The organism is Caenibius sp. WL (assembly GCF_019803445.1).
GTDB lineage: Bacteria > Pseudomonadota > Alphaproteobacteria > Sphingomonadales > Sphingomonadaceae > Caenibius.
In genome coordinates this window covers 282579-307500 of record NZ_CP081844.1, presented here as the reverse complement: position 1 = coordinate 307500, position 24922 = coordinate 282579, and the positions used below count along the sequence as shown (strand labels likewise).

The 24922-nt window shown below is 62.3% G+C and carries 19 protein-coding genes, 3 tRNA genes and 2 rRNA genes (1 of these 24 running past the window's edge); 15 read left to right on the top strand and 9 right to left on the bottom strand.

Annotation, left to right across the window (positions count from 1 at the left end):
• The 6 genes from K5X80_RS01525 to K5X80_RS01500 form a co-directional block, all read left to right on the top strand.
• Nucleotides 1-57: transfer RNA gene (locus tag K5X80_RS01525), tRNA-Ala, on the top strand; it begins 19 nt to the left of the window's first position.
• A 237-nt stretch (nucleotides 58-294) separates the two neighbouring features.
• A 23S ribosomal RNA gene (locus K5X80_RS01520) occupies nucleotides 295-3101 on the top strand.
• Between the two features lie 115 nt (nucleotides 3102-3216).
• Nucleotides 3217-3331: ribosomal RNA gene (rrf, locus tag K5X80_RS01515) — 5S ribosomal RNA — on the top strand.
• A 109-nt stretch (nucleotides 3332-3440) separates the two neighbouring features.
• Nucleotides 3441-3517, top strand: a tRNA-Met gene (locus K5X80_RS01510).
• Between the two features lie 156 nt (nucleotides 3518-3673).
• A tRNA-Gly gene (locus K5X80_RS01505) sits at nucleotides 3674-3747 on the top strand.
• A 16-nt stretch (nucleotides 3748-3763) separates the two neighbouring features.
• The gene (locus K5X80_RS01500; RefSeq protein ID WP_222559117.1) at nucleotides 3764-4045 is read left to right on the top strand and encodes a hypothetical protein; all 282 of its coding nucleotides are present in this window, start codon (nucleotides 3764-3766) and stop codon (nucleotides 4043-4045) included.
• 144 nt (nucleotides 4046-4189) lie between these two features.
• On the opposite strand, the gene K5X80_RS01495 is transcribed toward K5X80_RS01500, so the two are convergent.
• Nucleotides 4190-6232 (bottom strand): TonB-dependent receptor domain-containing protein, encoded by a 2043-nt coding sequence (locus K5X80_RS01495; protein WP_222559116.1) that lies wholly within the window; start codon nucleotides 6230-6232, stop codon nucleotides 4190-4192.
• Between the two features lie 70 nt (nucleotides 6233-6302).
• On the opposite strand from K5X80_RS01495, the gene K5X80_RS01490 reads away from it, so the two are divergent.
• Together K5X80_RS01490 and K5X80_RS01485 are read left to right on the top strand one after the other, a co-directional pair.
• A complete protein-coding gene (locus K5X80_RS01490; RefSeq protein WP_222559115.1) occupies nucleotides 6303-6719 on the top strand; it encodes a MerC domain-containing protein in 417 nt (138 codons plus the stop codon).
• Between the two features lie 134 nt (nucleotides 6720-6853).
• Nucleotides 6854-7429, top strand: coding sequence for a septal ring lytic transglycosylase RlpA family protein (locus K5X80_RS01485; RefSeq protein ID WP_222559114.1), 576 nt, complete (start codon nucleotides 6854-6856; stop codon nucleotides 7427-7429).
• 16 nt (nucleotides 7430-7445) lie between these two features.
• Here the strand turns inward: K5X80_RS01485 and K5X80_RS01480 are convergent, their stop codons facing one another.
• The 6 genes from K5X80_RS01480 to K5X80_RS01455 form a co-directional block, all read right to left on the bottom strand.
• Nucleotides 7446-7850, bottom strand: a complete 405-nt coding sequence (locus K5X80_RS01480; protein WP_222559113.1) for a metallopeptidase family protein — start codon at nucleotides 7848-7850, stop codon at nucleotides 7446-7448.
• 54 nt (nucleotides 7851-7904) lie between these two features.
• Nucleotides 7905-9323, bottom strand: a complete 1419-nt coding sequence (locus K5X80_RS01475; protein ID WP_222559112.1) for a L,D-transpeptidase family protein — start codon at nucleotides 9321-9323, stop codon at nucleotides 7905-7907.
• Nucleotides 9324-9464: 141 nt separating this feature from the next.
• Entirely contained in the window at nucleotides 9465-9986 is a 522-nt protein-coding gene (locus K5X80_RS01470) for a murein L,D-transpeptidase catalytic domain family protein (protein ID WP_222559111.1), read from the bottom strand.
• A gap of 297 nt (nucleotides 9987-10283) precedes the next feature.
• The gene (locus K5X80_RS01465) at nucleotides 10284-11444 is read right to left on the bottom strand and encodes a GGDEF domain-containing protein (RefSeq protein WP_222559110.1); all 1161 of its coding nucleotides are present in this window, start codon (nucleotides 11442-11444) and stop codon (nucleotides 10284-10286) included.
• Nucleotides 11445-11699: 255 nt separating this feature from the next.
• Complete coding sequence (locus K5X80_RS01460; RefSeq protein ID WP_222559109.1) at nucleotides 11700-13442, bottom strand: N-acyl-D-amino-acid deacylase family protein; 1743 nt, start codon at nucleotides 13440-13442, stop codon at nucleotides 11700-11702.
• A 283-nt stretch (nucleotides 13443-13725) separates the two neighbouring features.
• Nucleotides 13726-14457 carry a helix-turn-helix domain-containing protein gene (locus K5X80_RS01455; protein WP_222559108.1) on the bottom strand — a complete coding sequence of 244 codons (732 nt, stop codon included), beginning with the start codon at nucleotides 14455-14457 and terminating at the stop codon, nucleotides 13726-13728.
• Between the two features lie 175 nt (nucleotides 14458-14632).
• Between K5X80_RS01455 and K5X80_RS01450 the strand changes: the two genes are divergently transcribed.
• The 6 genes from K5X80_RS01450 (at nucleotide 14633) to fghA (ending at nucleotide 21534) form a co-directional block, all read left to right on the top strand.
• Nucleotides 14633-16774, top strand: a complete 2142-nt coding sequence (locus tag K5X80_RS01450) for a marine proteobacterial sortase target protein (protein ID WP_222559107.1) — start codon at nucleotides 14633-14635, stop codon at nucleotides 16772-16774.
• The gene (locus K5X80_RS01445) at nucleotides 16771-17367 is read left to right on the top strand and encodes a class GN sortase (RefSeq protein WP_222559106.1); all 597 of its coding nucleotides are present in this window, start codon (nucleotides 16771-16773) and stop codon (nucleotides 17365-17367) included. Before K5X80_RS01450 ends, K5X80_RS01445 begins: the two co-directional genes overlap by 4 nt.
• 81 nt (nucleotides 17368-17448) lie before the next feature.
• Entirely contained in the window at nucleotides 17449-19029 is a 1581-nt protein-coding gene (locus tag K5X80_RS01440) for a fatty acyl-CoA synthetase (RefSeq protein ID WP_222559105.1), read from the top strand.
• Between the two features lie 144 nt (nucleotides 19030-19173).
• On the top strand, nucleotides 19174-20286 hold the full coding sequence (locus tag K5X80_RS01435) for an S-(hydroxymethyl)glutathione dehydrogenase/class III alcohol dehydrogenase (protein ID WP_222559104.1): 1113 nt from the start codon (nucleotides 19174-19176) through the stop codon (nucleotides 20284-20286).
• A gap of 31 nt (nucleotides 20287-20317) precedes the next feature.
• Nucleotides 20318-20695, top strand: a complete 378-nt coding sequence (locus K5X80_RS01430) for a VOC family protein (RefSeq protein WP_222559103.1) — start codon at nucleotides 20318-20320, stop codon at nucleotides 20693-20695.
• 5 nt (nucleotides 20696-20700) lie between these two features.
• Nucleotides 20701-21534 carry an S-formylglutathione hydrolase gene (fghA, locus tag K5X80_RS01425; protein WP_222560338.1) on the top strand — a complete coding sequence of 278 codons (834 nt, stop codon included), beginning with the start codon at nucleotides 20701-20703 and terminating at the stop codon, nucleotides 21532-21534.
• A gap of 41 nt (nucleotides 21535-21575) precedes the next feature.
• Here fghA and K5X80_RS01420 read toward each other — a convergent pair whose 3' ends face one another.
• Nucleotides 21576-22016, bottom strand: a complete 441-nt coding sequence (locus K5X80_RS01420; protein ID WP_222559102.1) for a hypothetical protein — start codon at nucleotides 22014-22016, stop codon at nucleotides 21576-21578.
• A 173-nt stretch (nucleotides 22017-22189) separates the two neighbouring features.
• Between K5X80_RS01420 and K5X80_RS01415 the strand changes: the two genes are divergently transcribed.
• Nucleotides 22190-24244, top strand: coding sequence for a 3-hydroxyacyl-CoA dehydrogenase NAD-binding domain-containing protein (locus K5X80_RS01415; RefSeq protein ID WP_222559101.1), 2055 nt, complete (start codon nucleotides 22190-22192; stop codon nucleotides 24242-24244).
• 90 nt (nucleotides 24245-24334) lie between these two features.
• Here K5X80_RS01415 and dcd read toward each other — a convergent pair whose 3' ends face one another.
• Nucleotides 24335-24889, bottom strand: coding sequence for a dCTP deaminase (gene dcd, locus K5X80_RS01410; RefSeq protein ID WP_222559100.1), 555 nt, complete (start codon nucleotides 24887-24889; stop codon nucleotides 24335-24337).
• Nucleotides 24890-24922 lie beyond the last annotated feature (33 nt).

The following is a 24922-nucleotide window of genomic DNA, read 5'->3' as shown; positions in this document are numbered from 1 at the left end:
GAGAGCACCTGCTTTGCAAGCAGGGGGTCATCGGTTCGATCCCGATAGGCTCCACCAGGCATTATTCTTCAGTGATGGAAACACGAACTTCCAATCTTCGGATTGGTGTGCGGGATTTGCCCGCATCTTTGACATTGTGAATGGGTTTTTAATCGATGCCGTGGCGCATGGGTTCTTAGGTCTACGGACCGGGATCGTATGCGGCACACAGATGATTATCTGGCTGAGATTATCGTCCGCACCTAGTATACAACGCAGGCTCTATGCAGGCTTGTCGTTGATGGTGTGGATTCTCAAGCGTGAGGTAAGAGCATTTGGTGGATGCCTTGGCATGTACAGGCGAAGAAGGACGTGGCACGCTGCGATAAGCGTCGGGGAGTTGTGAGCAAACTTTGATCCGGCGATTTCCGAATGGGGAAACCCACCTTCACCATTTCTCTCGTTGTGTGATGAGTTCTTAGGAATTTGGCACATAGTGAGTGAGGTGGATAAGGTATCACCTTAGTGAATATATAGCTTTGGTGAAGCGAACCCGGGGAACTGAAACATCTCAGTACCTGGAGGAAAAGACATCAACCGAGATTCCGTTAGTAGTGGCGAGCGAACGCGGACCAGGCCAGTGCCTCATCTTCAACTAGCAGAACACTTTGGAAAGAGTGGCCATAGCGGGTGACAGCCCCGTATGCGAAAGTGATGGATGAGGACTCGAGTAGGGCGGGACACGTGAAATCCTGTCTGAACATGGGGGGACCACCCTCCAAGCCTAAATACTCGTACATGACCGATAGCGAACAAGTACCGTGAGGGAAAGGTGAAAAGCACCCCGATTAGGGGAGTGAAACAGTACCTGAAACCGAATGCTTACAAGCAGTTGGAGCCTCTTTAGGGGGTGACAGCGTACCTCTTGCATAATGGGTCAGTGACTTAATTTATCGTGCGAGCTTAAGCCGTTAGGTGTAGGCGCAGCGAAAGCGAGTCTGAATAGGGCGACAGAGTACGATGAATTAGACCCGAAACCCGGTGATCTAGGCATGACCAGGTTGAAGGTGCGGTAACACGCACTGGAGGACCGAACCGTTGCATGTTGAAAAATGCTCGGATGAGTTGTGTTTAGGGGTGAAAGGCCAATCAAACCGGGAAATAGCTGGTTCTCCGCGAAATCTATTGAGGTAGAGCGTCAGACGTATGCCGATGGGGGTAGAGCACTGGATGGGCTAGGGCGGCGCGAGCTGTACCAAACCTAACCAAACTCCGAATACCATCGAGTCTTATCTGGCAGACAGACGGCGGGTGCTAAGGTCCGTCGTCAAAAGGGAAACAGCCCTAACCTACAGCTAAGGTCCCCAAGTCATCACTAAGTGGGAAAGCATGTGGGAATCCCAAAACAACCAGGAGGTTGGCTTAGAAGCAGCCATCCTTTAAAGAAAGCGTAACAGCTCACTGGTCTAAATAAGGGTTCCTGCGGCGAAGATGTAACGGGGCTAAAGTGATGCACCGAAGCTTAGGGTTCAGTACTTTGTACTGAGCGGTAGCGGAGCGTTCCGTAAGCGAGTGAAGCGGGAGGGTAACCGACCGTGGACGTATCGGAAGTGCGAATGCTGACATGAGTAGCGATAAAGAGGGTGAGATGCCCTCTCGCCGAAAGACCAAGGGTTCCTGCTCAACGCTAATCGGAGCAGGGTAAGCCGGCCCCTAAGACGAGCCCGAAGGGGGTAGTCGATGGGAACCACGTTAATATTCGTGGGCCTGGTGGTGTGTGACGGATCGCGTGTGTTGTATCTCCTTATCGGATTGGAGGTGCTTCGAAGCGGTTCCAGGAAATAGCCCCACCGTATAGACCGTACCCGAAACCGACACAGGTGGTCAGGTAGAGTATACCAAGGCGCTTGAGAGAAGTATCCTGAAGGAACTCGGCAAATTGCCTCCGTACCTTCGGAAGAAGGAGGCCCCATCTATGCGCAAGCATTGGTGGGGGGCACAGGCCAGGGGGTAGCGACTGTTTATCAAAAACACAGGACTCTGCTAAGTCGGCTTCAAGACGACGTATAGGGTCTGACGCCTGCCCGGTGCCGGAAGGTTAAGAGGAGGAGTGCAAGCTCCGAATTGAAGCCCCGGTAAACGGCGGCCGTAACTATAACGGTCCTAAGGTAGCGAAATTCCTTGTCGGGTAAGTTCCGACCTGCACGAATGGCGTAACGACTTCCCCACTGTCTCCAGGATATGCTCAGCGAAATTGAATTCTCCGTGAAGATGCGGAGTACCCGCGGTTAGACGGAAAGACCCCGTGCACCTTTACTGCAGCTTCAGAGTGGCATTAGGAAAGAGTTGTGTAGCATAGGTGGGAGGCTTTGAAGCACTGGCGCCAGCCGGTGTGGAGCCATAGGTGAAATACCACCCTGCTGTTTTCTGATGTCTAACCTCGTACCGTTATCCGGTACAGGGACCCTCTGTGGCGGGTAGTTTGACTGGGGCGGTCGCCTCCTAAAGAGTAACGGAGGCGCGCGATGGTAGGCTCAGGACGGTTGGAAACCGTCTGCAAGAGTGCAATGGCATAAGCCTGCCTGACTGCGAGACCGACAGGTCGAGCAGAGACGAAAGTCGGTCATAGTGATCCGGTGGTCCCTCGTGGAAGGGCCATCGCTCAACGGATAAAAGGTACGCCGGGGATAACAGGCTGATGATTCCCAAGAGCTCATATCGACGGAATCGTTTGGCACCTCGATGTCGGCTCATCACATCCTGGGGCTGGAGCAGGTCCCAAGGGTTTGGCTGTTCGCCAATTAAAGTGGTACGTGAGCTGGGTTCAGAACGTCGCGAGACAGTTTGGTCCCTATCTGCCGTGGGCGTCGATACTTGAAAGGAGTTGCCCCTAGTACGAGAGGACCGGGGTGAACGTACCTCTGGTGTACCTGTCATCGTGCCAACGGTGCAGCAGGGTAGCTATGTACGGACGGGATAACCGCTGAAAGCATCTAAGCGGGAAGCCTCCCTTAAGATTAGGTATCTTCGAGTCGTGATAGACCATCACGTTGATAGGCCGGGTGTGGAAGTGCAGTAATGCATGGAGCTAACCGGTCCTAATAACTCTGATCATGCTTGATGAATCCCACCATCAACGACAAGCCTGCCAAAGGCCTCGTCCGGTGGACGATCATCCAGCCAGATACACACCCAACAAGGTGCATCGATTAAACCAACTTTACGCCGGCTCCATTGCTTGGTGGCCATAGCGTCTGTGCCCCACCCGATCCCATCTCGAACTCGGACGTGAAACCAGACAGCGCCGATGGTACTACCGCTCAAGCGTTGGAAGAGTAGGACGCCGCCAGGCATTGAAGCCGGCGTAAAGATAAAAACCCATTCATGATCCAAAAAGCCGCTGCCGGATATCCGAGCGGCGGCTTTTTTGTTCTTCATAACAGAAGAACAAATAACAGTGACGCGGGGTGGAGCAGTCCGGTAGCTCGTCAGGCTCATAACCTGAAGGTCGTAGGTTCAAATCCTACCCCCGCAACCACCGATAACAACAAACCCCCCCTCCCCAACGGCGAGTTTGCGCTGCTGGATTAAGCAGTTGGACCGCTGGGAGATGTTCCCAGGCAGCAATCGGCCGGCGGTACGTCATTCCGGATTGACCGTGTGCCCTATGCTGTGCCAAGGCACGGCGCACCGAGCGGGTGTAGCTCAATGGTAGAGCAGCAGCTTCCCAAGCTGAATACGAGGGTTCGATTCCCTTCACCCGCTCCAGCTTTCAGTGACATCAATGGATGCCGAGGGTTCTTGGCTTATTGCAGAAGCATCCTTCGTGGATGCGGCTGCTGTCGTTGCCCGGTGCCGGGTCAGTCGCTTTCGCGGTGCTCGCCTGCTGTTGGCGGACGACATGTCCTATATGGTGGCCGATCATCTGGAGACTTTGGGATTCACAACGCTGCCGCGAAGCGTTCCCAACCGTTACAAGGTGTGGTTCGTAAACAGCCAGATCGATATGGGCGCCTCGCGTCGCGAAACCGGCAGCCCGCTCGCTTGCCGCAGTGCTAATATTTAGAGGAGGAGGAACTGCTCGCGCTTGTCGAGCGCTTTCCCGTCCATTGCCGCGGTCGTGATACTCCAACGTGCCGGGGCGGGGCATCACGTCGAGAAACGGCTCCCCGACAGAATGGTGGAGGAGCCGTTCTCTGGCTAGGCGCGATTAGAAGCCCGTGCGGAGGCCGAACACGAAGTTGCGGCCGCGCAAGGGCGATGCCTCTTTGATGAACGAGGCATGGTTGTAGGCGAGTTCGTTCGTCAGGTTGCTGGCCCGTACGAACAGTTCGGCATGCGCTTTCGGCCCTAGCTCGAGCTTGTAGGCCAATGTTGCGTTGAGCATGTCGTAACCCGGCGTGCGTGTTTCGAACGATGCGACTTTGCCTTGTTCGAAGACATGATAATATTCGAGATCGGCGGACAGCGGCCCCCATTTGCCGTCGGCGCGCGCGCCGAGACGCCCGGCCGGAATGCGGGGCAGATTGCCGAGACCACCCTTGAGTTTAGCCCGGACATAGTCGCCGAAGGCCGAGATGCCGAAATCGGGCGTGAACTGATGGCGGATTTCGCCATCGATGCCGGTGAACTTGGCGTCGGCTGCCGTGTAGCGGATCAGGCGGAAATCCTCGAACCGGTCGAGCGTGTTGGCGAAGATGTAGTTGTCGAAATCCTGATGATAGGCGCCGATAGTGAACGTGGTCGCGCCGGCCTTCTTGCGGAAAGTCAGGTCGATCGATTTGGCCGTTTCCTTGCCGAGAGTCGCCGTGCCCAGCTCATAAGTGTTGGTCGCCATGTGGACGCCGTTCGCGTAAAGTTCCTGCGCATTGGGTGCGCGCTGCGAGCGGGTGAGCGAAAGTGCCAGCGAATAGTCGCTGCCGATATCCCAGATCGCAGCGCCGGAGATCGAGAAGGGGCGGTGGCTGACCTTGCGGTTGAGCGTGGTTTCGACCGTCTGCCATTCGTGGCGAGCCGACAGTTCGAACCGGACCGGACCGGTCTGCAGGGTTTCCATCAGGAAAAGCGCGGTGTTCCTGGTCCTGTTTTCGGGAAGGAAAGCTTCTTCACCAAAAGCGCTGAACTTGCTGTTGGAATGTTGAACGCCGAAGACGCCGTGCAACCCCGCGAGCGGCTTGTGAGTGAGTTCGAAACGGAGATCGTGCGCCTTGTTCTTGAAAGTGGTCGAAACCTCATCCCCTTCGATCTCGTCATGCTTGTAATCGGTGAAGGACATGCGGAAGCGGGCTTTCTCGAAGCCGGGCAACGGATCGCGGTATTCGCTGCGAATGTCGAACCGCTCGCTCCGAAGCTTCACGAAGGGCACCTCTTCATGGCCATGATCGTGGTCGTGGTCATGATCGTCGTCGTCATGTCCGTGGCCGCCGCAATGCAGGCTGATGCCGTGGGGGTGGCAGGATTCGTATTCGTGGCTGTGGCCGGGCAGGCCATATTCGCTACGCTGGCGGGTGTAGGCGAGGCCGATATAGCCATCCGCGCCAACCCATGAACCGCCAACGCTGAATGTGGAAGTATCGTTATAGGAACCATCGACATGGCGTTCGCCGAACCTGCCCGGCACGCGATAGTCGTTGGAACTGCGATGAACGCCCTCGACCCGGAAAGCGAACGGCCCCACACCAGCGGTGAGGCCGCCGATCAGGGAGCGTTCGTCGTCGGCCGTTCCAAAGCGGCCTTCCGCCACGCCGGTAATGCCGCCTTCGGGGATTGCGGTGGGCACCTTGTCGTCGAGCAGATTGATTGCCCCACCGATCGCGCCACCGCCATAGAGCAGCGTTGCAGGGCCGCGTACCACTTCAATTCCGCGCAGCAGCAGCGGTTCGGTCGTCACCGCATGATCGGGCGAGATCGCGGATGCATCCTGGATATTGGAGCCGTCCGACAACGCCTGCACGCGCGGGGTGGTCTGGCCGCGAATGACCGGACGACTGGCGCCGCCGCCGAAATTGTCGAAGTTGATGCCGGGCTGGCCTGCCAGAGTATCGCCGAGCGTGGCCTGGCGGCGATGCACCAGATCGTCACCCGTTAGCGTGATCACCGGCGTCGCTGTCTCGTCGACCGTCTGCTCCAGCGGGGAGGCGGTCACCACGATGTCGCGATCCGCGCTGCTGCCGGCCTGCGTGGAAGCCAGCGCCGCATGCGGCGCCAGTGCCGGTATCGAAGCGGCGGAGAGCAGGAAGACACGAATTTTCACGAGTAAGCCCCTTTTGTGCTTGAGATGCGGAGCCTATTAGGAAATGTTATAACATAACTCAAGTGGGATTATGACTCGTATCATGCATGCTGAAAATCTATCCCATGGCGCTGGTGCGCGCCGGACCAATGTTGTCGAAGGGGTGGCGGTCTCCGCGTCCCTGCTTTGCCTCGTGCATTGTCTTGCGTTGCCGCTCCTGCTGCTGTTGCTTCCGGGCGTTCTCGGGCTTTTCGCGCAATCGGATGCGTTCCATTATGCAGCGCTTGCGCTTGTCGTTCCGGCGGGGCTTGCGGCATTCTGGCTTGGCTATCGCCGCCATCGCGCCCGCCGCCCCGCGTTGCTGGGCATTGCGGGAGTGATCTGTCTGGTCATCGCGCTCCTGCCCGGCGCGGGAGAGGGGGGCGAACTGTGGTTCACCGTGACGGGAAGCCTGCTTCTGGTCATTGGCCATACGCTGAACTGGCGGTTGCGGACTCATGCAGCCTGAAGCGCCCGCGCCGGATGCGGGCAACAGCATCGGACGCTCACCGCCTGACCATGCATTTATATGACAGGCTGATATCGGGCCTTTATCCCGATGCGCGCTCTATCTACGGTCTGCCGATGCAAAGATTTCCAGCAATGCGAACAGCGGTCGCGGCGATGGCGGTTCTGATGCTGTCGGCCTGTGCGGGCGGCAATTTTCGGCCCGTGCGTGACAACCCGGTGAGGATCGGGCCAGCCTATACGATACGCGGCGTGACTTATGTGCCCGCCGCCGCTCCGGCCTATGATCGGGTGGGCTATGCCAGTTGGTATGGGAGCGAATCCGGGAACCGCACGGCCAATGGAGAGCGGTTTCGCCCCGGCTGGGTCACCGCCGCCCATACCACGTTGCCCCTGCCGACATATGTCGAAGTGACGGCGCTGGATACCGGGCGGCGGATCGTCGTCCGGGTCAACGATCGGGGGCCGTTTGCGCAGAGTCAGCGCATTATCGACCTGTCGCGCGGTGCAGCCGAACAGCTTGGCATCAAGGCCTGGGGGCATGCTCCGGTGCGTGTGCGCAGAGTCGAACCATCGGAGAAAGACCGGGAGCGGCTGCGCAAGGGCAAGCCTGCTGGCGCATTGGCACCTGTATCGCAGAGTGAATTGCAAGCCCTTCGCGCGCAGCTTGCACCGACGGGCGGCCGCGTGCCGGGCAACGCGGGGCCCTGAGTCCGGTATCGGGCGCCTATCCGCCGGCCGCGTTCTCGAGCGCTTCCATATCTGCATCCGACAGCCCGAAATGGTGCCCCACTTCGTGGACGAGGACATGCACCACAAGCTCTTCCAGAGTGACGTCGCTCTCGATCCATTCGTTGAGCAACGGCATGCGGAAGAGCGAGATGATCGGCGGCATGTCCCCTGTCGACCAGACGGATTGTTCGCTTAGCGGGCGGCCCTGATAGAGGCCGGTCAGATTCCAGGGATCTTCAATGCCCATTTCCTGCAGGATATCGTCATCTGCGAATTCTTCTACGCGGACGACGATATCGCCGAGATGGTCGGCGAACGGGGCCGGGAGGTTTCTGATCGCATCTGTCGCCAGTTTTTCGATAGCTTCCCGGTTGGGAGCAAAGCCAATTGTGTTCGCCATCACGGCACTATGCGGAAAAGAGCGCGCGATGGCGAGCGGGTTGCACGGTTTGCGTCAGGGACCGACTTCCGAGGTCGAGGACCGCAATTGCGCTGTCTTCCGGGCAGGGAAGCCGAGCGCGGCCGAGACGCGATCGTTCCAGCCGTAAGGATCGGCACGGACAACGGGAGCGCCATTCTCGTCAAACAGCACCGTCTGGTAATAGAGCCGTACCGGAATGGGGTGTGGCAGCGGCACGAAGCTCTCCTTCCCGGTGGCGCGGGCCTTGTGCCATTCGTCGAGCATCCCCTGGTCACGGGCCAGTATTTCCGCGAACCCCAGGGCATCTTCGACCCGCACGCAGCCGTGGCTGCGCTGGCGCTGGACTTCATCGAAGAGCTGCTTCGCTGGTGTGTCGTGCAGATAGATCGCGTGATCGTTCTGCATATCGAACTTTACCAGCCCGAGGGAGTTCTTCGGTCCCGGCTGCTGGACGATCCATCCGTCCTTCCAGATCATGTTGTTGCGGCGCAGATAAGCGGCGCCTTTGCCCGCCAGTTCCTTGCGTTCGATCGACCGGGGGACGGTCCAGGTCGGATTGGCGACAAGCCGGTAGATGGGCGATCCCAGTTGGGGTGTCGCGGTGTCCGGCTTGCCGGTCACGACTTTGCGGCTATCGGCGATCTTGCCATCACGCCAATAGTCGAGCCGCGCGGAGGCGAGATTGACATCGATCCGTGTCGGCGGCGGGGTGCGGTCGAGCCAGCGCATACGTTCCATGGCGACGGCAAGGGCGCTGGCACGGTCCGCATCGGACAACCCCATGATCTCCGCCGTGTCGGCGCCGATATCTCCATCGGGATCGATCCCGTAATCGGCCTGCAGGCGCTTGACTGCCTGCACCATCGCCGGGTTGTAGCGGTTTCCGCTGGCATCGGCGCGGTCGAGATAGTCCGCTTCGACCAGACGGCGGGCGAAGGCTGGTATCCGGGCGTTCGTTTCGCCCGGCCGTATCGGCGCCATGAGTGCGGGCAGCGGGGGCGGGGCGGTCTCACCCGCCGCGCGCAGGGCGAGGTAGGCTTTGGACAACTCCCGATAAGTGTCGCTGGCGGGGGCGAGACTCTCGAACCATTCGCCGAGCTTGTCCTTGTTCAGAGCCTGCGCGAGGCCTTGCCGCAAGTCCGGCTTGGGGCGCGGCAAGGTGTAGATTTCATGCAGTTTCGCCGGATCGGAGGCGCCCATGGCGAGCGCGCGGGCATAGCGCAGGGCGCTGGCTGTCAATGCATCGTCGCCTGCAGGGGTGCCTGGCTTGCCTTCCACGGCAAAATCCATGCGGTCCAGGCCATGTGCGGCGCGGTCGGCAATCGCCTGGCGCAATTGCCCGGCCGCTTTCCCGTTCCATGCGATTGCCTGTGCGGTGATTCCGGTTTTGGCCTGCCCGGAACTTTCGGAGAGGTCACATCCCGCCAGCGTGAATGTCAGGGCTGACAGCAAACAAGCAATCGCTCTCCTTCGCACACAAATCTCCTTGTTTCAGGAGGATCAACCCCGAGGCGGGGAGGATGTTCCGGAAAAGGGGGCACGGAGAGTGGGGGACGGCGATTCCGAAAAACGGGCCCCGATGCAAGGAAGGGCCTAGACTTTCGCGGCGTACAGCAACCGCCCTTCTCCCAGAAAGCCGAAAAGATCGTCCAGATCGCTTTCGCCCACCGCAAAGCATCCCTGGCTCCGGCCCAGCTTACCGTGTTGTTCTATCATTGCGGCGTTCGCATACCACGCCCCATGGATCACGATGGCGCGATCAAGCGCGTTGTTGTTGGTCGGATCGAGCCCGACCAGCCGCTGCGAGCGGCCATGCTTTCCAACGTAGTAGTCGCCGGTCACGAACGCCCCCTCGCTCGAAGCATTCGAACCGGTGCGATTGGAGAAGCGGTGGAGGAAGCCGGTGTGCCCCGGATCGGAGCCTGTGCCGTGGGCGACAAGCAGGCGGGTGGCGTTTCCACCCGCAACATTAAGGAAATGCAGCCGCGGTTCGGACGATGGCGCCGAAAAATCCGCGATGGCGATGCGGTCATGGCGCCGGATTGCGTGACGATGCCGGTCAAGCGCGGCCAGTGCCTTGCGCACGATCTCTGGATCGAGCGACGGGACTGGCATGTCAGCCGGTTTGGCAACCGGGGGGACAGCGCCGCCGCCCGCAACGGATGCGGGTTTCAGCGACACCGGTGACGAACGGACAAGCGCGAGAGCAGCAGCCGTTGCTGCCCCGGAGGCGATCACACTCCGCCGACTTAGTTGGAGGGGCCGATGGCTCATGTGCCCCCATGTAGGTGCAGGGGGAGCGATTGGAAGGGGAATGGGCGCAGCATCGCCCGAGCGGGCGGCTCCGGTTCGCCGGGTCGACCGGTTTGCGCGGTCAAGCGAACGCTTCTCCTGAGCGGAGAATAGCCCTTCTCAGGCGGCCAGCATCACGCAATTGCGCCCGTTCGCCTTGGCCTGGTAAAGCGCGTTGTCGGCACGGCGCAGGATATCGTCGAACGATTTGTCGCCGGGCAGGGCGACGGCGACCCCGGCCGAGACGGTGATCGGAACAAGAACGGTTCCGGCGCGAAACAGCTCTGCTTCGACGGCGCAGCGCATCCGCTCCACCGCCGCCCCGGCCTCGTCGCCATCAAGGCCTTCCATGATGACAACGAACTCCTCACCCCCGCTGCGGGCGACCAGATCGAGCTTACGCGCCGCCTGGCGGAGGCATTCCGCCACATGGACAAGCGCCTGGTCGCCGGCTTCGTGGCCATGCGAATCGTTGATCGACTTGAACGCATCGAGATCGAGAACGGCGATTGCCAACCCCTGCCGCTTTGCTTCGTGTGAGCGGAAGCGCGCCTTGCCATGGGCGATCAGCGTGCGGCGGTTGGCCAGGCCGGTGAGATCGTCCGTTGCCGCGGTGATTTCCAGTTGCCGCCGCATCCGATCGGAACAGAGCAGGACGAACGCCGTCGTGCCGATCGCGGGCAATGCCGCCATGATGATCGGCGTAATGAGATTGAGCGGATTATCGTTCGTCGTGAGGGAGAACCCGCGCGGCAGGTCGAGGCTCAGGTAAATGATGAAACGCGCGGCGACGAACGACATCACCATCGCGTGAATCACCATCAGCATGGAGCGGCTGCGCGAGGTGTCGACGTGCCGCATCGCGTGGAGAAGGTGGAGCGAACGGCCCATGAGCCACAACCACATGAGGGAAATGACGCCGAGGCGGATGATGAAGGAAGGTTCTATCGCCGACCACCAATAGACGCTGGCCGTGGCTACGAACGGCAGCGCCATATCCCAGGTTTCAGCCGGGCGGCCGTAGAAATTGCGCAAGGCGCGGTGGTAGACGGTAAGGCCCGTCGTCAGCACGAAGTTCGCCAGCGCCACCATGATCGGCATCGGCAGGAAACTGCCAAAAGCGAAAATGGCGCAGCCCGCGGCGACCAGCACGGTGCCGGCCTGCCAGCGGGCGGCGGCGGGGCGGAGCGTGGCGGGCAAATCGCGATAGACAGTGGCCAGCACCGCGCCGTTGGCGAACACCATAACCGCCACGGTAGTGAATATTGCCTTCGCGTCCATCGCCCCAAACCGCCTTCCGCCTGCAGGCCTTGAAATTATTGTGCGCTAATTATGGCGGAAATTGCGGCTGGGCGCGACTACGGAAGCACTATCGCTTAAAACAATCGGCAGAGCGCCCAGCCGGCACGGTTCCATCGTCCCGAAGCGTGGGCTAGCATAGCTGCCCACGCGTTCGGAAAGGCAATGCCCGCGCCGTGAAAGCGGGGCAGCAGGTGCAAGCGCAACCCGCCATCCCGCTTCACGCAGCGCGGTGGATCATTCGGCGGCCTGCGCGGCGAGCTGATCGTTGGCTGCGGGGCGGAGGAATTCGCCCGGCATTTCGCCGGTGAACTTCTTGCCGTCGAACGTCACCACACCGTTGACGATGGTCAGCCGCATCGGTGCGGGCTGGCGGGTGAAGCGCCAGGTGAAACCGCCCTTACCATCGGGCACGTCGAAAGCCTTGATCATCTCGCGGCGTTTGATTTCGTCCAGCTTGAAAACGGTAAGATCGGCACGCTTGCCCACTTTGAGTTCGCCCCGGTCGGTCAACCCGAAGAAGTTCATCAGCTTGCCGGTGAGGATGTGGATCGCCTGTTCGAGCGTGAGCCGTTTGTCCTGCATCACGTATTTGGTGATCAGTTCGACGTTTTCACCGCCACCGCACAGCATCTGGCCATGCGCGCCCGCATCGGTGATGTTACCGACCGATTTCGGATTGGTCATCCACCGGGTGGTCATTTCCTCGTCCTTGGGGAACGGGGACATGTGCACTGTCGAAAGGACGCCGTTAGCGAGTATCCATTCGGCCATGGCGTCGCTGCGGTGCAGCCCGCGGCTTTCCGCATATTCGGCCAGCGTGATGTTGACCGGGCCGGTGCCGTTGTCCGAATTGATCAGTTCGAGCCGCTGCGGATTGTTCATCGGCGCCCAGGCCCAGGCCTTGTTGTCCCAGCTTTCGCGCGCGCGGGCCCGCCATTCGGGATCGGCCAGCAGGCGGCGCTTCTCTTCGTGATCATCGGCCATGACGACTTCGTGCCAGACATAATCGTTCGACTGGGCGAAGATCAGCGACTTGACGATGCTGAGCACATTGGTCGGCGCGACGTGCGAAGCGGTCGGCCAGATGTCATAGCCTTCGTTCTGCATTTCGAGCACGCGGTCTTCGAGAACGCCTGCGAGATCCTTCTGGAAATCCAGCGTGGCGATTGTCCCCGCCGTCTGGATGCGCAGCTGGCGGCCCTTGGTCAGGCGCGCCACCCGGTCGAGCATTTCCGGCGCGGTCTTGCGGGTGAAGATGTCGAGAATCACCTGATAGCTGACGCCCGAATAGCGTTCGAGGACATCGAACAGCGCTTCGAATTCGGCGTCGTCGGCCAGCAGAGTAGGCACCGGGCGGTCCGAACCGTCATGGTCGAACAGATTGTCCGACATGCCAAGCGCCCCGGCGGCGAGCGCGTCATCCAGCAGTTCCGCCATGCGGGCGATTTCTTCCGGCGTTGCCGCGCGGTCCCAGGCTTCGAGGCCCATGACGGCAAGGCGCAGGGCGAGATGGCCGACGAAGCTGGCGTAATTGGCCGGAACGCGCACGTTCTTGACCATCGAGGCCTTGTACTCGGACCATTTTTCCCAGTCCCACGGCAGATTCTGCAGGAACGGGCCTTCCGGGATATCTTCGAAGAAGGAGAAAATCTTGATCATCTCGTTCCGCGCGGCCTCGTCGCGCGAAATCGGCGCGGCGGAGAAGCCGCAGTTGCCCATGATGATCGTGGTCACGCCATAGCCGGGCAGCGGATCGAGATCGGGCTGCCACCACATCGTGGCGTCGTAGTGTGTATGGCTTTCGACGAAGCCGGGGGCAACGATGCAGCCATCGGCGAAGTAGGTCTTTTCACCGTCAGGACGCAGATCGTCGCCGATTTCGGCAATCACGCCGTCCTTGATGCGGACATCCGCCTTGTAGGCGGCTGCGCCGGTGCCGTCGACGACAGTGCCGCCCTTGATCAGCAAATCAGACATTTCCAGCTCTCCCAATCGAATCCGTTATTTCGGAAAGGATGTTGTCATTGTGGCGCGCGTCGGCCGTGCAGGCTCTTGTTCGCGTGATGGTTCGCGCCCTTCCGGCCGGAAGCGTATCGCCAGACAGGTTCGCGCACAAGCGGAGCGACCGTGCCGGTGCTAAGAGGGGTGCACGATTCGCTACCGCACGGGTGCACGAACTGCGCCTCCACGATTCTTGCAACCGGGCAAGGACAGCGGGCGCCTGAGGCAAGGGGTTAGTCGCGCCCGGAGAATATTCGGCCTATTGCCGCCAGCGGCAGAAATCGTTCGCCATCGCATGGTCGAGAATGCCCCGGCAGGTGGCGAAGCGATCGTGGCCGGTGTCGATCAGACCCGGTTCGAGATCGTCCAACTGTTCGCTGGGCACCAGGGCGATCGGGCTGGCCACGGGCACGAGCTGCGAGCCCGCGCCGAACTGCAAGGTGCTGAGCAGGCCGAACATGCGCGCATCGCGGGTCGGCCGCCCCAGCATCATCATGCGATACTGCCCCGCCTCGTTGGTGATCAGATAGATGTAGCCCGAAAGATTGGGCATCGAGACATAGCCCGACTGGGCATAGTGGCCATCGGGCCGCTCGCCTTCGCTGAAGCGGAGATGGCCTGCATCGTCATCCCAGAAAATCCGGCTGCGATAGGCAAAGACCGCGCCCGGCGTATCGAAGCTGGCGCGCAAGGTCATGTATTCCTGTTCGATCCAGCGGATCGCCGCGCGGCTGTAGGCGCCCATATGTTCGGGCGCGAGATCGTGCCCGGCAGATGGGATATCGGTCCCATGCGCCCCACGCAGCGAAGTGCCCAGCGCTTCCTCGATCCGGATGACGGTCGCCAGCGTGAAGGGGCGGTTGCCCGATAGTGCCTTTTCCAGCGTGGACAGGCTGATCCGCGCCATATCGGCCAACGCCTGGCGCGACATGCGCCGCCGCGCCAGTTCTTCGCGCAGGCGCTCCGCAAAGCCGTCATCCGATTGCTGCATGGTGTCCCCGTATCGTGTGCCGGACAATTCCGCACAAATCCGCACAATCCGTCAAGTCTGTTCTTGCCTGCCGCACATCGCCGCCCGCAGTGGCAGAAACCGGCATGGCTTGCCGATGGCTGTCCGGCATGGCCGCTGCCTATTGGGAAGGCTCCGCTTTTTCATGGAGCCTGCCATGTCTGCATTCCTCTTTCCCGCCCGGTCGCGCTGCCGTCTGCTGCTCGGCCTTTCGCTCCTGCTGGGCCTTGTCGCGCTGGTTTTCATCGTCGACCGGCTCTCCGCCTCCGACACCGAGGCCGATGTGATCGGCAGCGGCACTCTGCTCTTGCGCGGCAAGGGCGTGGCCGATGCCCTGCCCGCCATACGGCTGGGCACCGATATGGATGTCACTGTCAGCGGGCAGACCGCGCGCGTGCGGGTAACGCAAGCCTTCCGCAACACCAGCAAGAACTGGATGGAAGCGACCTACCTCTATCCCCTGCCCGAAGAAGGGGCGGTGGACAGCCTCAGGATGGTGGTGGGCCAGCGGGTGATCGTCGGCCGGATCAAACGCCGGGAAGAAGCCCGCGCGATTTATGAAAAGGCGCGCGCCGAAGGGAAGAAAGCCGGGCTGGTCGAATCCGAACGGCCCAACATGTTCCGCAACAGCGTGGCCAATGTCGGGCCGGGCGAAACCGTGCTGATCGCCATCGAATACCAGGCGCCGGTGCGCCAGCTGGCCGGTGAATTCAGCCTGCGCCTGCCGCTGGTGTCTGGGCCGCGCTATGTCCCGCCGCACACGGTGGACAGCGATGCGGGCGCGAAGGATGCCGCCGCCGTCACCGCGCCGCTGGCCGATCCGAAGCTGGGCCGGGACCTGAATCCGGTGTCGATCACGGTGCATCTCGCGCCGGGTTTCCAGCCCGCCAATCTCATCAGTCCCTATCACCGCATCGCGGTGGCCGAAGAAGGCGGTATGACGCGCACCATTCGCCTGGCCGATGGACAGGTGCCCGCCGACCGCGATTTCGAACTCCGCTGGCGTTCGGCCAGTGCCGATCCCACGGTCGGCCTGTTCCGCCAGCAGGTGGGGGGCGAGGCTTATCTCATGGCCGCGATCACTCCGCCCGCGCAGGAACCGGCGCGCCAGTTCCCGCCGCGCGAAATGGTTTTCGTGATCGACAACAGCGGTTCGATGGGCGGCACGTCGATGGCGGCGGCCAAGGACAGCCTGCTCTATGCCCTCGGCACGCTGCGGCCACAGGACCGGTTCAACGTGATCCGCTTCGACGATACGCTGACCCGCCTGTTCGATGACAGCGTGCCCGCCACGCCGGAACAGATCGCACTGGCCCGCCGCTTCACCGAAGGGTTGCAGGCCAGTGGCGGCACGGAAATGCTGCCCGCGCTCGAATCCGCGCTGATCGACAGCCAGCCTGAGGACAAGGGCACCGTGCGGCAGGTGATCTTCCTCACCGATGGCGACATTTCCAACGAGAAGGAAATGAGCGCCGCCATCGCCGCGAAGGGCGGGCGCAGCCGGATTTTCATGGTCGGCATCGGTTCGGCCCCCAACCAGTACCTGATGCGCCGCATGGCCGAAGCGGGCCGGGGCACTTTCACCAATGTCGGCATCGGCAAGGAAGTGACCGCGAAGATGACGGCGATGCTCGACCGGCTGGCCGCGCCGGCGGTGCGCGACATCGAAATCAGCGTGGACGGCGCGCCGCTCGATCTCACGCCGCGCGATCTGCCCGATCTCTATGCGGGCGAACCGCTGGTCGTGCTCGGCAAGGGCAAGGCGCTGTCGGGCACGCTCACCGTCAGCGGCATGATCGACGACCGGCCGTGGAGGCAGAGCGTGGCTCTTGCGCAGGCGCTCGACAGCCCGGCGGTGGCGAAGCTCTGGGCCAATCGCCGGATCGCTGAGCTGGAAGCGGCCCGTGCGGCGGGCGAGATGGAAGACGGCGCGGCCAGCGAAGCGATTGCCCAGCTTGGCCTTGCCTACAGCATCGTCACCCGGGTCACGAGCCTGGTCGCGGTGGATGAAACCCCGGACCGGCCGCAGGGCACGCCGCTGACGCGGGAGGAACTGCCGCTGCTGCTGCCCGCCGGGTGGGATTTCGATACGCTGTTGGGCGGGCAGGCCGCGGCTGTGGCCGCCATGGCACGGGAAGGCGTGCCGATGCTCGCGGATCAGGCCGAAGCGCTGGACCTGCCGGAAACCGCCACGGGCTATGCGGGGCTGCTGGTCAAGGGGTTCGCGCTGCTAACGCTCGGCCTTGCGGGGCTGGCCACGCGCCGCCGGGCCCACCGCCGCGCGGGAGCCGGGGCATGAACGGGGTGCTGGCCGTGGTCAAAGGAGGGCGTGCCTGCGGGCGCGCCCTTTCCACCCTGTTCCTGTCGGGGCTCTGCCTGCTCGGCCTTGTGTTGATCGCGCAAGGGGCGATGATCCCGGCCAAGGCCTGGCTGGCGCAGGTTCTGCTCGACCGCGCTTTCGAACAGAGCCTCGCCGCCCGCCGCCCGGTTAAGCCGTGGGGCTGGGCGGATATGGCCCCGGTGGCGAAAGTGTCGGTCCCGCGCCTCGGTGTCGGCGAAATCGTGCTGTCGGGCGGTTCGGGGCAGGCCATGGCCTTCGGCCCGACTGCGCTGCGTGACCGCGCGCCGGTGCGCGTTCTCGCCGCCCATCGTGATACCCATTTCGCCTTTCTGCGCCACCTGCGCCCCGGCGATGCGATCGAAGTGCAGTCCGTCAACGGACGCACGGCGCGCTATACGGTGGCGAACAGCCAGATCGTCCGCTGGGATCGCTTTGCCTATCCCGCCAATCCGGTGCGGCCGCTGCTGGCGCTGACCACCTGCTATCCCTTCGGCGTGAACGAGCGCGGCCCGCTGCGCTATGTCGTGTGGGCCGAACAGCAGGGGGGTTGATGTGCCGCCGGTTGCAAAATCGGCGGACATGGCGGAGAGAGGAGGCAAGGGATCGCAGTATCCGCAAGAAAGGGAGTTGAGATGGGAGCTGGCGTCAGCGTCAATCCGGAGGTGGACCATGCCCGGCAGCGGCTTGTCAGCGATATCGTGCGGCTGCAGGCGCGGCGTTCGCCCGACAAGGTGGCGCTGATCTATGAAGGGCAGGAAGATACTTTCGCCGATCTCGACCGGCTGGTGAACCGGTTCGCCAACCATCTGATCGCGCAGGGCGTGGCGCCGGGCGACAGAGTGGCGGTCTTCGCGCACAATTGCCGCGCGTTCGTGATCGCGCGCTTCGGCATTATCCAGGCGGGCGCGCTGTTCACCCCGATCAACTTCATGCTCAACGCGGCCGAAGTGGGCTTCATTCTCAACCACGCCCGGCCCCGTGCGATCATCGCCGAAGATGCGCTGTGCGGCATTGCGGATGAAGCCATCGCGCTGATGGACGATCCGCCGCGCGTAAAGGCGTTTATCGATCATACCGGCACCCCCGCACCCGCCGGGTGGGAGGATGTGGCCGCCTGGTACGCCGCCGGGGACGAGACCCGCCCCGCGATCGTGCGGGGGGAAGACGATCCGGTGCAGCTTATGTACACCAGCGGCACCGAAGCGCATCCCAAGGGTGTGCTGCTCAGTTCGCGCAGCCTGTTCGCCCAGTATGTCAGCTGCGCCATCGACGGGCAGATGGCGCACGAAGATGTCGAATTGCACTGCCTGCCACTTTATCACTGCGCCCAGCTCGACTGTTTCCTCAGCGTCGATCTCTATCTCGGGGCGACCAGCATCCTGCTGCGCGCGCCGGATGTGGCCACGATCCTGCAAACGATCGAGGAGCGGGGGGTGAGCAAGCTGTTCTGCCCGCCGACGGTGTGGATCGCGATGCTGCGCCATCCCGATTTCGACCGGCGCGATCTCTCCTCGCTCCGCAAGGGGTACTACGGGGCTTCGATCATGCCGGTGGCGATCGTGGAGGAACTGGTGCGCCGCCTGCCGCAGATGCGGCTATGGAATTTCTATGGGCAGACCGAAATGGCGCCGGTCGCCACGATCCTGCAACCCGAAGACCAGATCAGGAAGCTGGGCTCCGCCGGTCGCCCCGCGATCAATGTCGAAACCCGCGTGGTGGACGATAACGACAGGCCGGTGCCGGTGGGCGAAGTGGGCGAAATCGTCCATCGCGGGCCGCAGGTCATGCTGGGCTACTATCAGGCGCCGGACAAGACGGCGGAGGCGTTTCGCGGCGGCTGGTTCCACAGCGGCGATCTCGGCCGGTTCGATGCGGACGGCTATCTCTATCTCGTCGATCGCAAGAAGGACATGATCAAGTCCGGGGGCGAAAATGTCGCCAGCCGGGAAGTGGAGGAAGCGCTGTTCCTCCATCCCGATGTGCAGGAAGCGGCTGTGTTCGGCATTCCCGACGATCGATGGGTGGAAGCGGTGACGGCGGTGGTGGTGCCCCGCCCGGGCGCGCCGCTCGATACCGCATCGGTCATGGCGCATTGCCGGGAACGGCTGGCGGGGTACAAATGCCCCAAGGCGATCCATGTGGCGGAAAGCCTGCCCAAGAACGCCAGCGGCAAGATTCTCAAACGTGAACTGCGGGCGCAATACCTGCCCTGACCGGCGGCCTGCCGCCGGCAGGCGCATATGCGGTAACTTCGTTTCCGATCGGGCGGAATACCCCCTTATCGCCATGCGATAAGAACGCTATGCCGGGCCGGCCTGTGATGAAGCTGGCCTGCGATAGATCTGGAGCTACAGCCAATGAAAACCCGTGCCGCCGTTGCCTTTGAAGCGAAGAAGCCGCTGGAGATCGTGGAAGTCGATCTCGAAGGGCCGAAGGCGGGTGAGGTGCTGGTCGAAATCATGGCCACCGGCATCTGCCACACCGATGCCTACACGCTGGACGGGTTCGACAGCGAAGGGATTTTCCCTTCCATCCTGGGGCACGAAGGCGCGGGGATCGTGCGTGAAGTGGGGCCGGGCGTCACTTCGGTGAAGCCGGATGACCATGTCATCCCGCTCTACACCCCCGAATGCCGCCAGTGCAAAAGCTGTCTGTCGGGCAAGACCAACCTGTGCACCGCGATCCGCGCCACGCAGGGGCAGGGCCTGATGCCCGACGGCACCAGCCGTTTCTCCTACAAGGGGCAGACGATTTTTCATTACATGGGCTGTTCGACATTCTCGAACTTCACGGTCCTGCCCGAAATCGCAGTCGCCAAAATCCGTGAGGACGCGCCGTTCCAGACCTCGTGCTACATCGGCTGCGGGGTGACCACGGGCGTGGGCGCGGTGGTCAACACCGCCAAAGTGCAGGTGGGGGACAATGTCGTGGTCTTCGGCCTTGGCGGCATCGGCCTCAACGTGATCCAAGGGGCGAAGCTGGCAGGGGCAGGCAAGATCATCGGCGTCGACATCAACCCCGACCGGGAAGAATGGGGCCGCCGGTTCGGTATGACCGATTTCCTCAACACCAAGGGCATGAGCCGCGAGGATGTGGTCGCCAAAGTGGCGTTGATGACCGATGGCGGCGCGGACTATTCGTTCGATTGCACCGGCAACACCGAAGTGATGCGCACCGCGCTCGAATGCTGTCATCGCGGCTGGGGCGAAAGCGTGATTATCGGCGTGGCCGAAGCGGGCAAGGAAATCAGCACTCGCCCGTTCCAGCTGGTGACGGGCCGGGTGTGGAAAGGGACCGCGTTCGGCGGGGCGCGGGGGCGCACCGATGTGCCCAAGATCGTCGACTGGTACATGAACGGCAAGATCGAGATCGATCCGATGATCACTCATATCCTCAGCCTGGAGGACATCAACAAGGGTTTCGACCTGATGCATGCGGGCGAAAGCATCCGCAGCGTCGTGGTCTATTGAAAAAGCATTCTGCGAAGGGAGGATTACAGCCATGTTCAGCCATGTGATGGTCGGTTCGAACGATATCGAACGGTCGCGCAAATTCTACGATGCGCTGTTTGCCGCGGTCGGCGGCAAGCCGGCGATCACCGATCCCAAGGGGCGGCTGATCTACCTGCACAACGGGTCGATGTTCATGGTCACCAGTCCGATCGACGGAGAACCGGCCACGCATGGCAACGGCAGCACGGTCGGCTTCGCGCTGGACAGCGGGGAACAGATCGATGCCTGGCACGCGGCGGGCGTCGCCCATGGCGGCAAGGCGGTGGAAGACCCGCCGGGCGTGCGCGATTCCGGGGCGATAAAGCTCTATCTGGCCTACTTGCGCGATCCTGACGGCAACAAGCTGTGCGGCCTGCACCGTTTGTGAACGCTTTGGAGACCGTTTCCACCAACCGGGCCCATGGCGGCGTGCAAGGCGTCTATACCCACGCCTCCGCCGCCACCGGCACGCCGATGACCTTTTCGGTCTTCGTGCCCGATCACGCCCCGGGCGCCGTGCTGCCGGTGCTGTGGTATCTTTCGGGGCTGACCTGCACCCATGCCAATGTCACGGAAAAGGGCGAATATCGCGCAGCCTGCGCCGAACACGGGATCGTGTTCATCGCTCCGGACACCAGCCCGCGCGGCGACGATGTGCCCGATGACGAAGTGTATGACTTCGGCAAGGGCGCGGGCTTCTATGTCGATGCGACACAAGCGCCCTGGGCCGCGCATTTCCGGATGCGCCGCTATATCGAGGAAGAACTGCCCGCCCTGGTGGCGCGGCATTTCCCGGTCGACATGGCGCGGCAGGGTATCACCGGCCATTCGATGGGCGGCCATGGCGCGTTGACGATCGCCTTGCGCAATCCGGGGCGGTTCCGCTCGGTCAGCGCTTTTGCGCCGATCGTCAGCCCGCTGCATTGCCCGTGGGGCGACAAGGCGTTGACGGGCTATATCGGGGCGGACCGGGCCCGATGGCGGGAATATGATGCCTGCGCCCTGATCGAGGATGGCGCGCGCCTGCCCGATCTGCTGGTCGATCAGGGGACGGCGGATGCTTTCCTCGCCGAACAATTGAAGACGCATCTGCTGGAAGAAGCGGTGGCCCGGGCCGGCATGCCCGCGACCATCCGCATGCGGCAGGGCTACGATCATTCGTATTACTTCATTTCGACGTTCATGGCCGAACACGTCGGCTGGCACGCCGCGCGGCTGCAAAAGTGATCGGCTGACGCGCGTCGCGCCGGCTTCAGGCGAGATCGGGATCAGGCGAGCGGCGCGGGTATCGCCGGTAGCAGCCCCACCCGGTCCAGCGCGTCGCCCAGTTGCAGGATCGCATCCTGCATCGGATGGCGGCACTCTTCCCCCATCAGCAGAAACAGTGTCGTGTCCAGCGTATGCGCGCGGGGGCCACGGCAATCGGAAATCAGCGTCAGCACCAGCGCTTCGCCTTCGGCCACGTGCGGGGCACAGAACGGGGCGAAAGGCAGGTCCTGCCGGGCGTGGGTGGCAAGCAGGCCCATCACCCGGTGAAACGGCGCCAGCGCAGGCATCAGCCCGCGATTGGCCAGGGTTTTGCCCAACGCCGCCACAGGGCAACTGCGCTTGCTGACTGCAGCCATCCACTGGCGCATGGCCCAGACCAGAATCTTGCCGCCTTCGTCCAGCGTGGCGATCGGTCGATCGAGATAGGCATACATGGGCATCAGCTCCGCGATTCGGTTTTCTCCATCATAAGCAATATTGCGAAGCAGTCGCAATATTGCTTATGCACTTGTGCGCGAAGCTATGGCTTTTGCTCCTGTTCGCCTTGGGGGCCATCTGCTATCCCACCGGGCGGAAAGGGCCGGATTCCCGGCAGGATGCGAAGGGATTGAGAATGAGCGAAGTGCTGGCAACGCGTGTGGTGGGCAACGTGGGAATCATCGAAATCGATTCGCCACCGGTCAATGCGCTGTCCACCGCCGTGCGCACTGCCGTGATCGAAGGCCTGCGTATCCACAATGCCGATGATGCGGTGGCGGCCATCGTCCTGCTCTGCGCCGGGCGGACTTTCTTCGCCGGAGCCGATATCGCCGAGTTCGACGATCTGCCGATCAAGCAGCCCGATTTCGACGCGCTGATGGCGGCGGCGGAAAGTTCGGCCAAGCCGGTGGTCGCGGCGATCCACGGCACGGCGCTGGGCGGCGGGTTCGAACTGGCGCTGGCCTGCCATTACCGTGTGGCCGTGCCTTCGGCCAAATTTGGTCTGCCCGAAGTCCATCTCGGCATTCTGCCCGGCGCCGGGGGGACGCAGCGCCTTCCGCGTCTGATCGGTGCGGCGCCCGCGCTGGAGATGATCCTCAGCGGCAAGCCGGTGTCCGCGGCCAAGGCGGCCGAAAGCGGGCTGATCGATCAGGTGGTGGAAGAAGGCAAACTGGAAGAAGCCGCACTGGCTTTCGCGCAGAACGTCGTTGCCGATGGCGCGGCGCTGGTCAAAGTGCGCGACAAGGCGGTGCAGGGCACCGTGGCCGATCTGGAACCGGTGAAGGCCCGGCACAAGCGCCAGTTCAAGGGGTTCAAGGCCCCCGGCCATATCGTGCAGGCGGTGGAAGCGGCGATCACGCTGCCGTTCGAACAGGGCCTCGCCCGCGAAAAGGAACTGTTCGGCGAACTGCTGGTCTCCCGAGAAAGCGCGGCGCAGCGCCATGTGTTCTTCGCCCAGCGGCAGACGGCCAAAGTGCCCGATATCGGCAAGGACGTGCCGATTCTGCCGATCCGCAAAGTCGGCGTGATCGGCGCCGGCACGATGGGCGGCGGCATCACGATGAATTTCCTTCAGGCGGGCATTCCCGTCACTCTGGTGGAAATGAAGCAGGAAGCGCTGGATCGCGGGATCGCCACGATCCGCAAGAATTACGAACGCACCGCCGCCAAAGGCCGGATGACGGCGGAACAGGTGGAACAGCTCATGGGGCTGATTACCCCGGTGCTGTCGATGGACGAACTGGCCGATGTCGACCTGGTGATCGAAGCGGTGTTCGAGGAAATCTCGATCAAGCGGGACATTTTCGGCAAGCTCGATGGCATCTGCCGCGACGGGGCGATCCTCGCGTCCAACACGTCGTTCCTCGATCTGAACGAGATCGCTGCGGCGACCAAGAGCCCGGAATGGGTGGTGGGGCTGCATTTCTTCTCCCCCGCCAATGTCATGCCGCTGCTCGAAGTGGTGCGCGGCGCGAAGACCAGCAGGGAAGTGATCGCCACGGTGATGAAACTGGCGGGCACAATCAAAAAGACGCCGGTTCTGGCGGGTGTGTGCCATGGCTTCATCGCCAACCGCATCATGGAACACCTCATCGTCCAGTCGCAGCAGATGGCGCTGGAAGGGGTGCCGCTGCGTAAGATCGATCAGGTGATGAACGATTATGGCTTTGCCATGGGCCCGATTTCCATGCTCGACCTGATCGGGCTCGATGTGCTGATCCATGGTGCCGAAGGGCGCACGCTGATGGGCGATTTCGTCGACGCCGGGCGGCGCGGGCAGAAGACCGGCAAGGGCTTCTACGACTACGACGCCGATCGCAAATCCGCCCTGTCTGACGAGGCCGCGCGGATCATCGCCGATTTCGCCGCTTACGCGAACGTGCCGCAGGACCCGGACCAGAGCGACGAGCAGATCATGAAGCGCCTGCTTTATCCCGTGGTCAACGAAGGCGCGAAATGTCTGGAAGAAGGCATCGCCCTGCGTGCCTCGGATATCGATGTCGCCGCGATCCTCGGCTACAACTGGCCGGTCTTCACCGGCGGACCGATGTTCTGGGGCGATACCATCGGTGCCAAGGCTCTGCTCGAAGGGCTGGAAGCGCTGGAGCCGCGCTATGGCGCGGACTTCGCCCCTTCGGCGCTGGTTCGCACGCTCGCGGCGGAAGGCGGCCGTTTCACCGACCGCTGACCGGCATCGCCGGGCGGAACAGAACCGATGTGAACAAGGGCGCGGGCTTCGGCTCGCGCCCTTTGCATTCCTGCCTTCGCAATTTGGTCTTTAAAGCTTGGGCAGAGTCACCCCGCGCTGGCCCATGTACTTGCCTGACCGTTCGGCATAGCTCGTCTCGCACGGTTCGTTCCCTTTCAGGAACAGGAACTGGCAGGCCCCTTCGTTGGCGTAGATCCGGGCCGGGAGCGGGGTGGTGTTGGAGAATTCCAGCGTCACATGCCCTTCCCATTCGGGTTCCAGCGGAGTGACGTTCACGATGATGCCGCAGCGGGCATAGGTCGATTTGCCGAGGCAGATCACCAGCACATCGCGCGGGATGCGGAAATATTCCACAGTGCGCGCCAGCACGAAGCTGTTGGGCGGGATGACGCAGACATCGGTCTTGCGGTCGACGAAGCTGTTCGCGGAAAAGTCCTTGGGATCGACCACCGCATTGTCGACATTGGTGAAAATCTTGAACTCATCGGCCACGCGCGCGTCATAGCCGTAGGATGACAGGCCGTAGCTGATCACCCCTTCGCGTTGCTGCCTTTCGACGAAAGGCTCGATCATACCGCTCCGCCGGACTTCGCTCCGGATCCATCTATCGCTGAGAATCGCCATGGGGCTGTGTTTCACTACCCATGCGCGCAGGGC

Excerpts from the sequence above, each read along its gene's own strand:
- K5X80_RS01430 (WP_222559103.1), top strand. The coding sequence starts at position 20,318 with ATGTTCAGCCATGTGATGGTCGGTTCGAACGATATCGAACGGTCGCGC.
- K5X80_RS01415 (WP_222559101.1), top strand. The coding sequence starts at position 22,190 with ATGAGCGAAGTGCTGGCAACGCGTGTGGTGGGCAACGTGGGAATCATC.
- K5X80_RS01420 (WP_222559102.1), bottom strand. The coding sequence starts at position 22,016 with ATGCCCATGTATGCCTATCTCGATCGACCGATCGCCACGCTGGACGAA.
- K5X80_RS01450 (WP_222559107.1), top strand. The coding sequence starts at position 14,633 with ATGTCTGCATTCCTCTTTCCCGCCCGGTCGCGCTGCCGTCTGCTGCTC.
- K5X80_RS01500 (WP_222559117.1), top strand. The coding sequence starts at position 3,764 with ATGGATGCCGAGGGTTCTTGGCTTATTGCAGAAGCATCCTTCGTGGAT.
- K5X80_RS01455 (WP_222559108.1), bottom strand. The coding sequence starts at position 14,457 with ATGCAGCAATCGGATGACGGCTTTGCGGAGCGCCTGCGCGAAGAACTG.
- K5X80_RS01490 (WP_222559115.1), top strand. The coding sequence starts at position 6,303 with ATGACTCGTATCATGCATGCTGAAAATCTATCCCATGGCGCTGGTGCG.
- K5X80_RS01435 (WP_222559104.1), top strand. The coding sequence starts at position 19,174 with ATGAAAACCCGTGCCGCCGTTGCCTTTGAAGCGAAGAAGCCGCTGGAG.
- dcd (WP_222559100.1), bottom strand. The coding sequence starts at position 24,889 with ATGGCGATTCTCAGCGATAGATGGATCCGGAGCGAAGTCCGGCGGAGC.
- K5X80_RS01460 (WP_222559109.1), bottom strand. The coding sequence starts at position 13,442 with ATGTCTGATTTGCTGATCAAGGGCGGCACTGTCGTCGACGGCACCGGC.
- K5X80_RS01485 (WP_222559114.1), top strand. The coding sequence starts at position 6,854 with ATGCGAACAGCGGTCGCGGCGATGGCGGTTCTGATGCTGTCGGCCTGT.
- K5X80_RS01445 (WP_222559106.1), top strand. The coding sequence starts at position 16,771 with ATGAACGGGGTGCTGGCCGTGGTCAAAGGAGGGCGTGCCTGCGGGCGC.
- K5X80_RS01465 (WP_222559110.1), bottom strand. The coding sequence starts at position 11,444 with ATGGACGCGAAGGCAATATTCACTACCGTGGCGGTTATGGTGTTCGCC.
- K5X80_RS01470 (WP_222559111.1), bottom strand. The coding sequence starts at position 9,986 with ATGCCAGTCCCGTCGCTCGATCCAGAGATCGTGCGCAAGGCACTGGCC.
- K5X80_RS01440 (WP_222559105.1), top strand. The coding sequence starts at position 17,449 with ATGGGAGCTGGCGTCAGCGTCAATCCGGAGGTGGACCATGCCCGGCAG.
- K5X80_RS01480 (WP_222559113.1), bottom strand. The coding sequence starts at position 7,850 with ATGGCGAACACAATTGGCTTTGCTCCCAACCGGGAAGCTATCGAAAAA.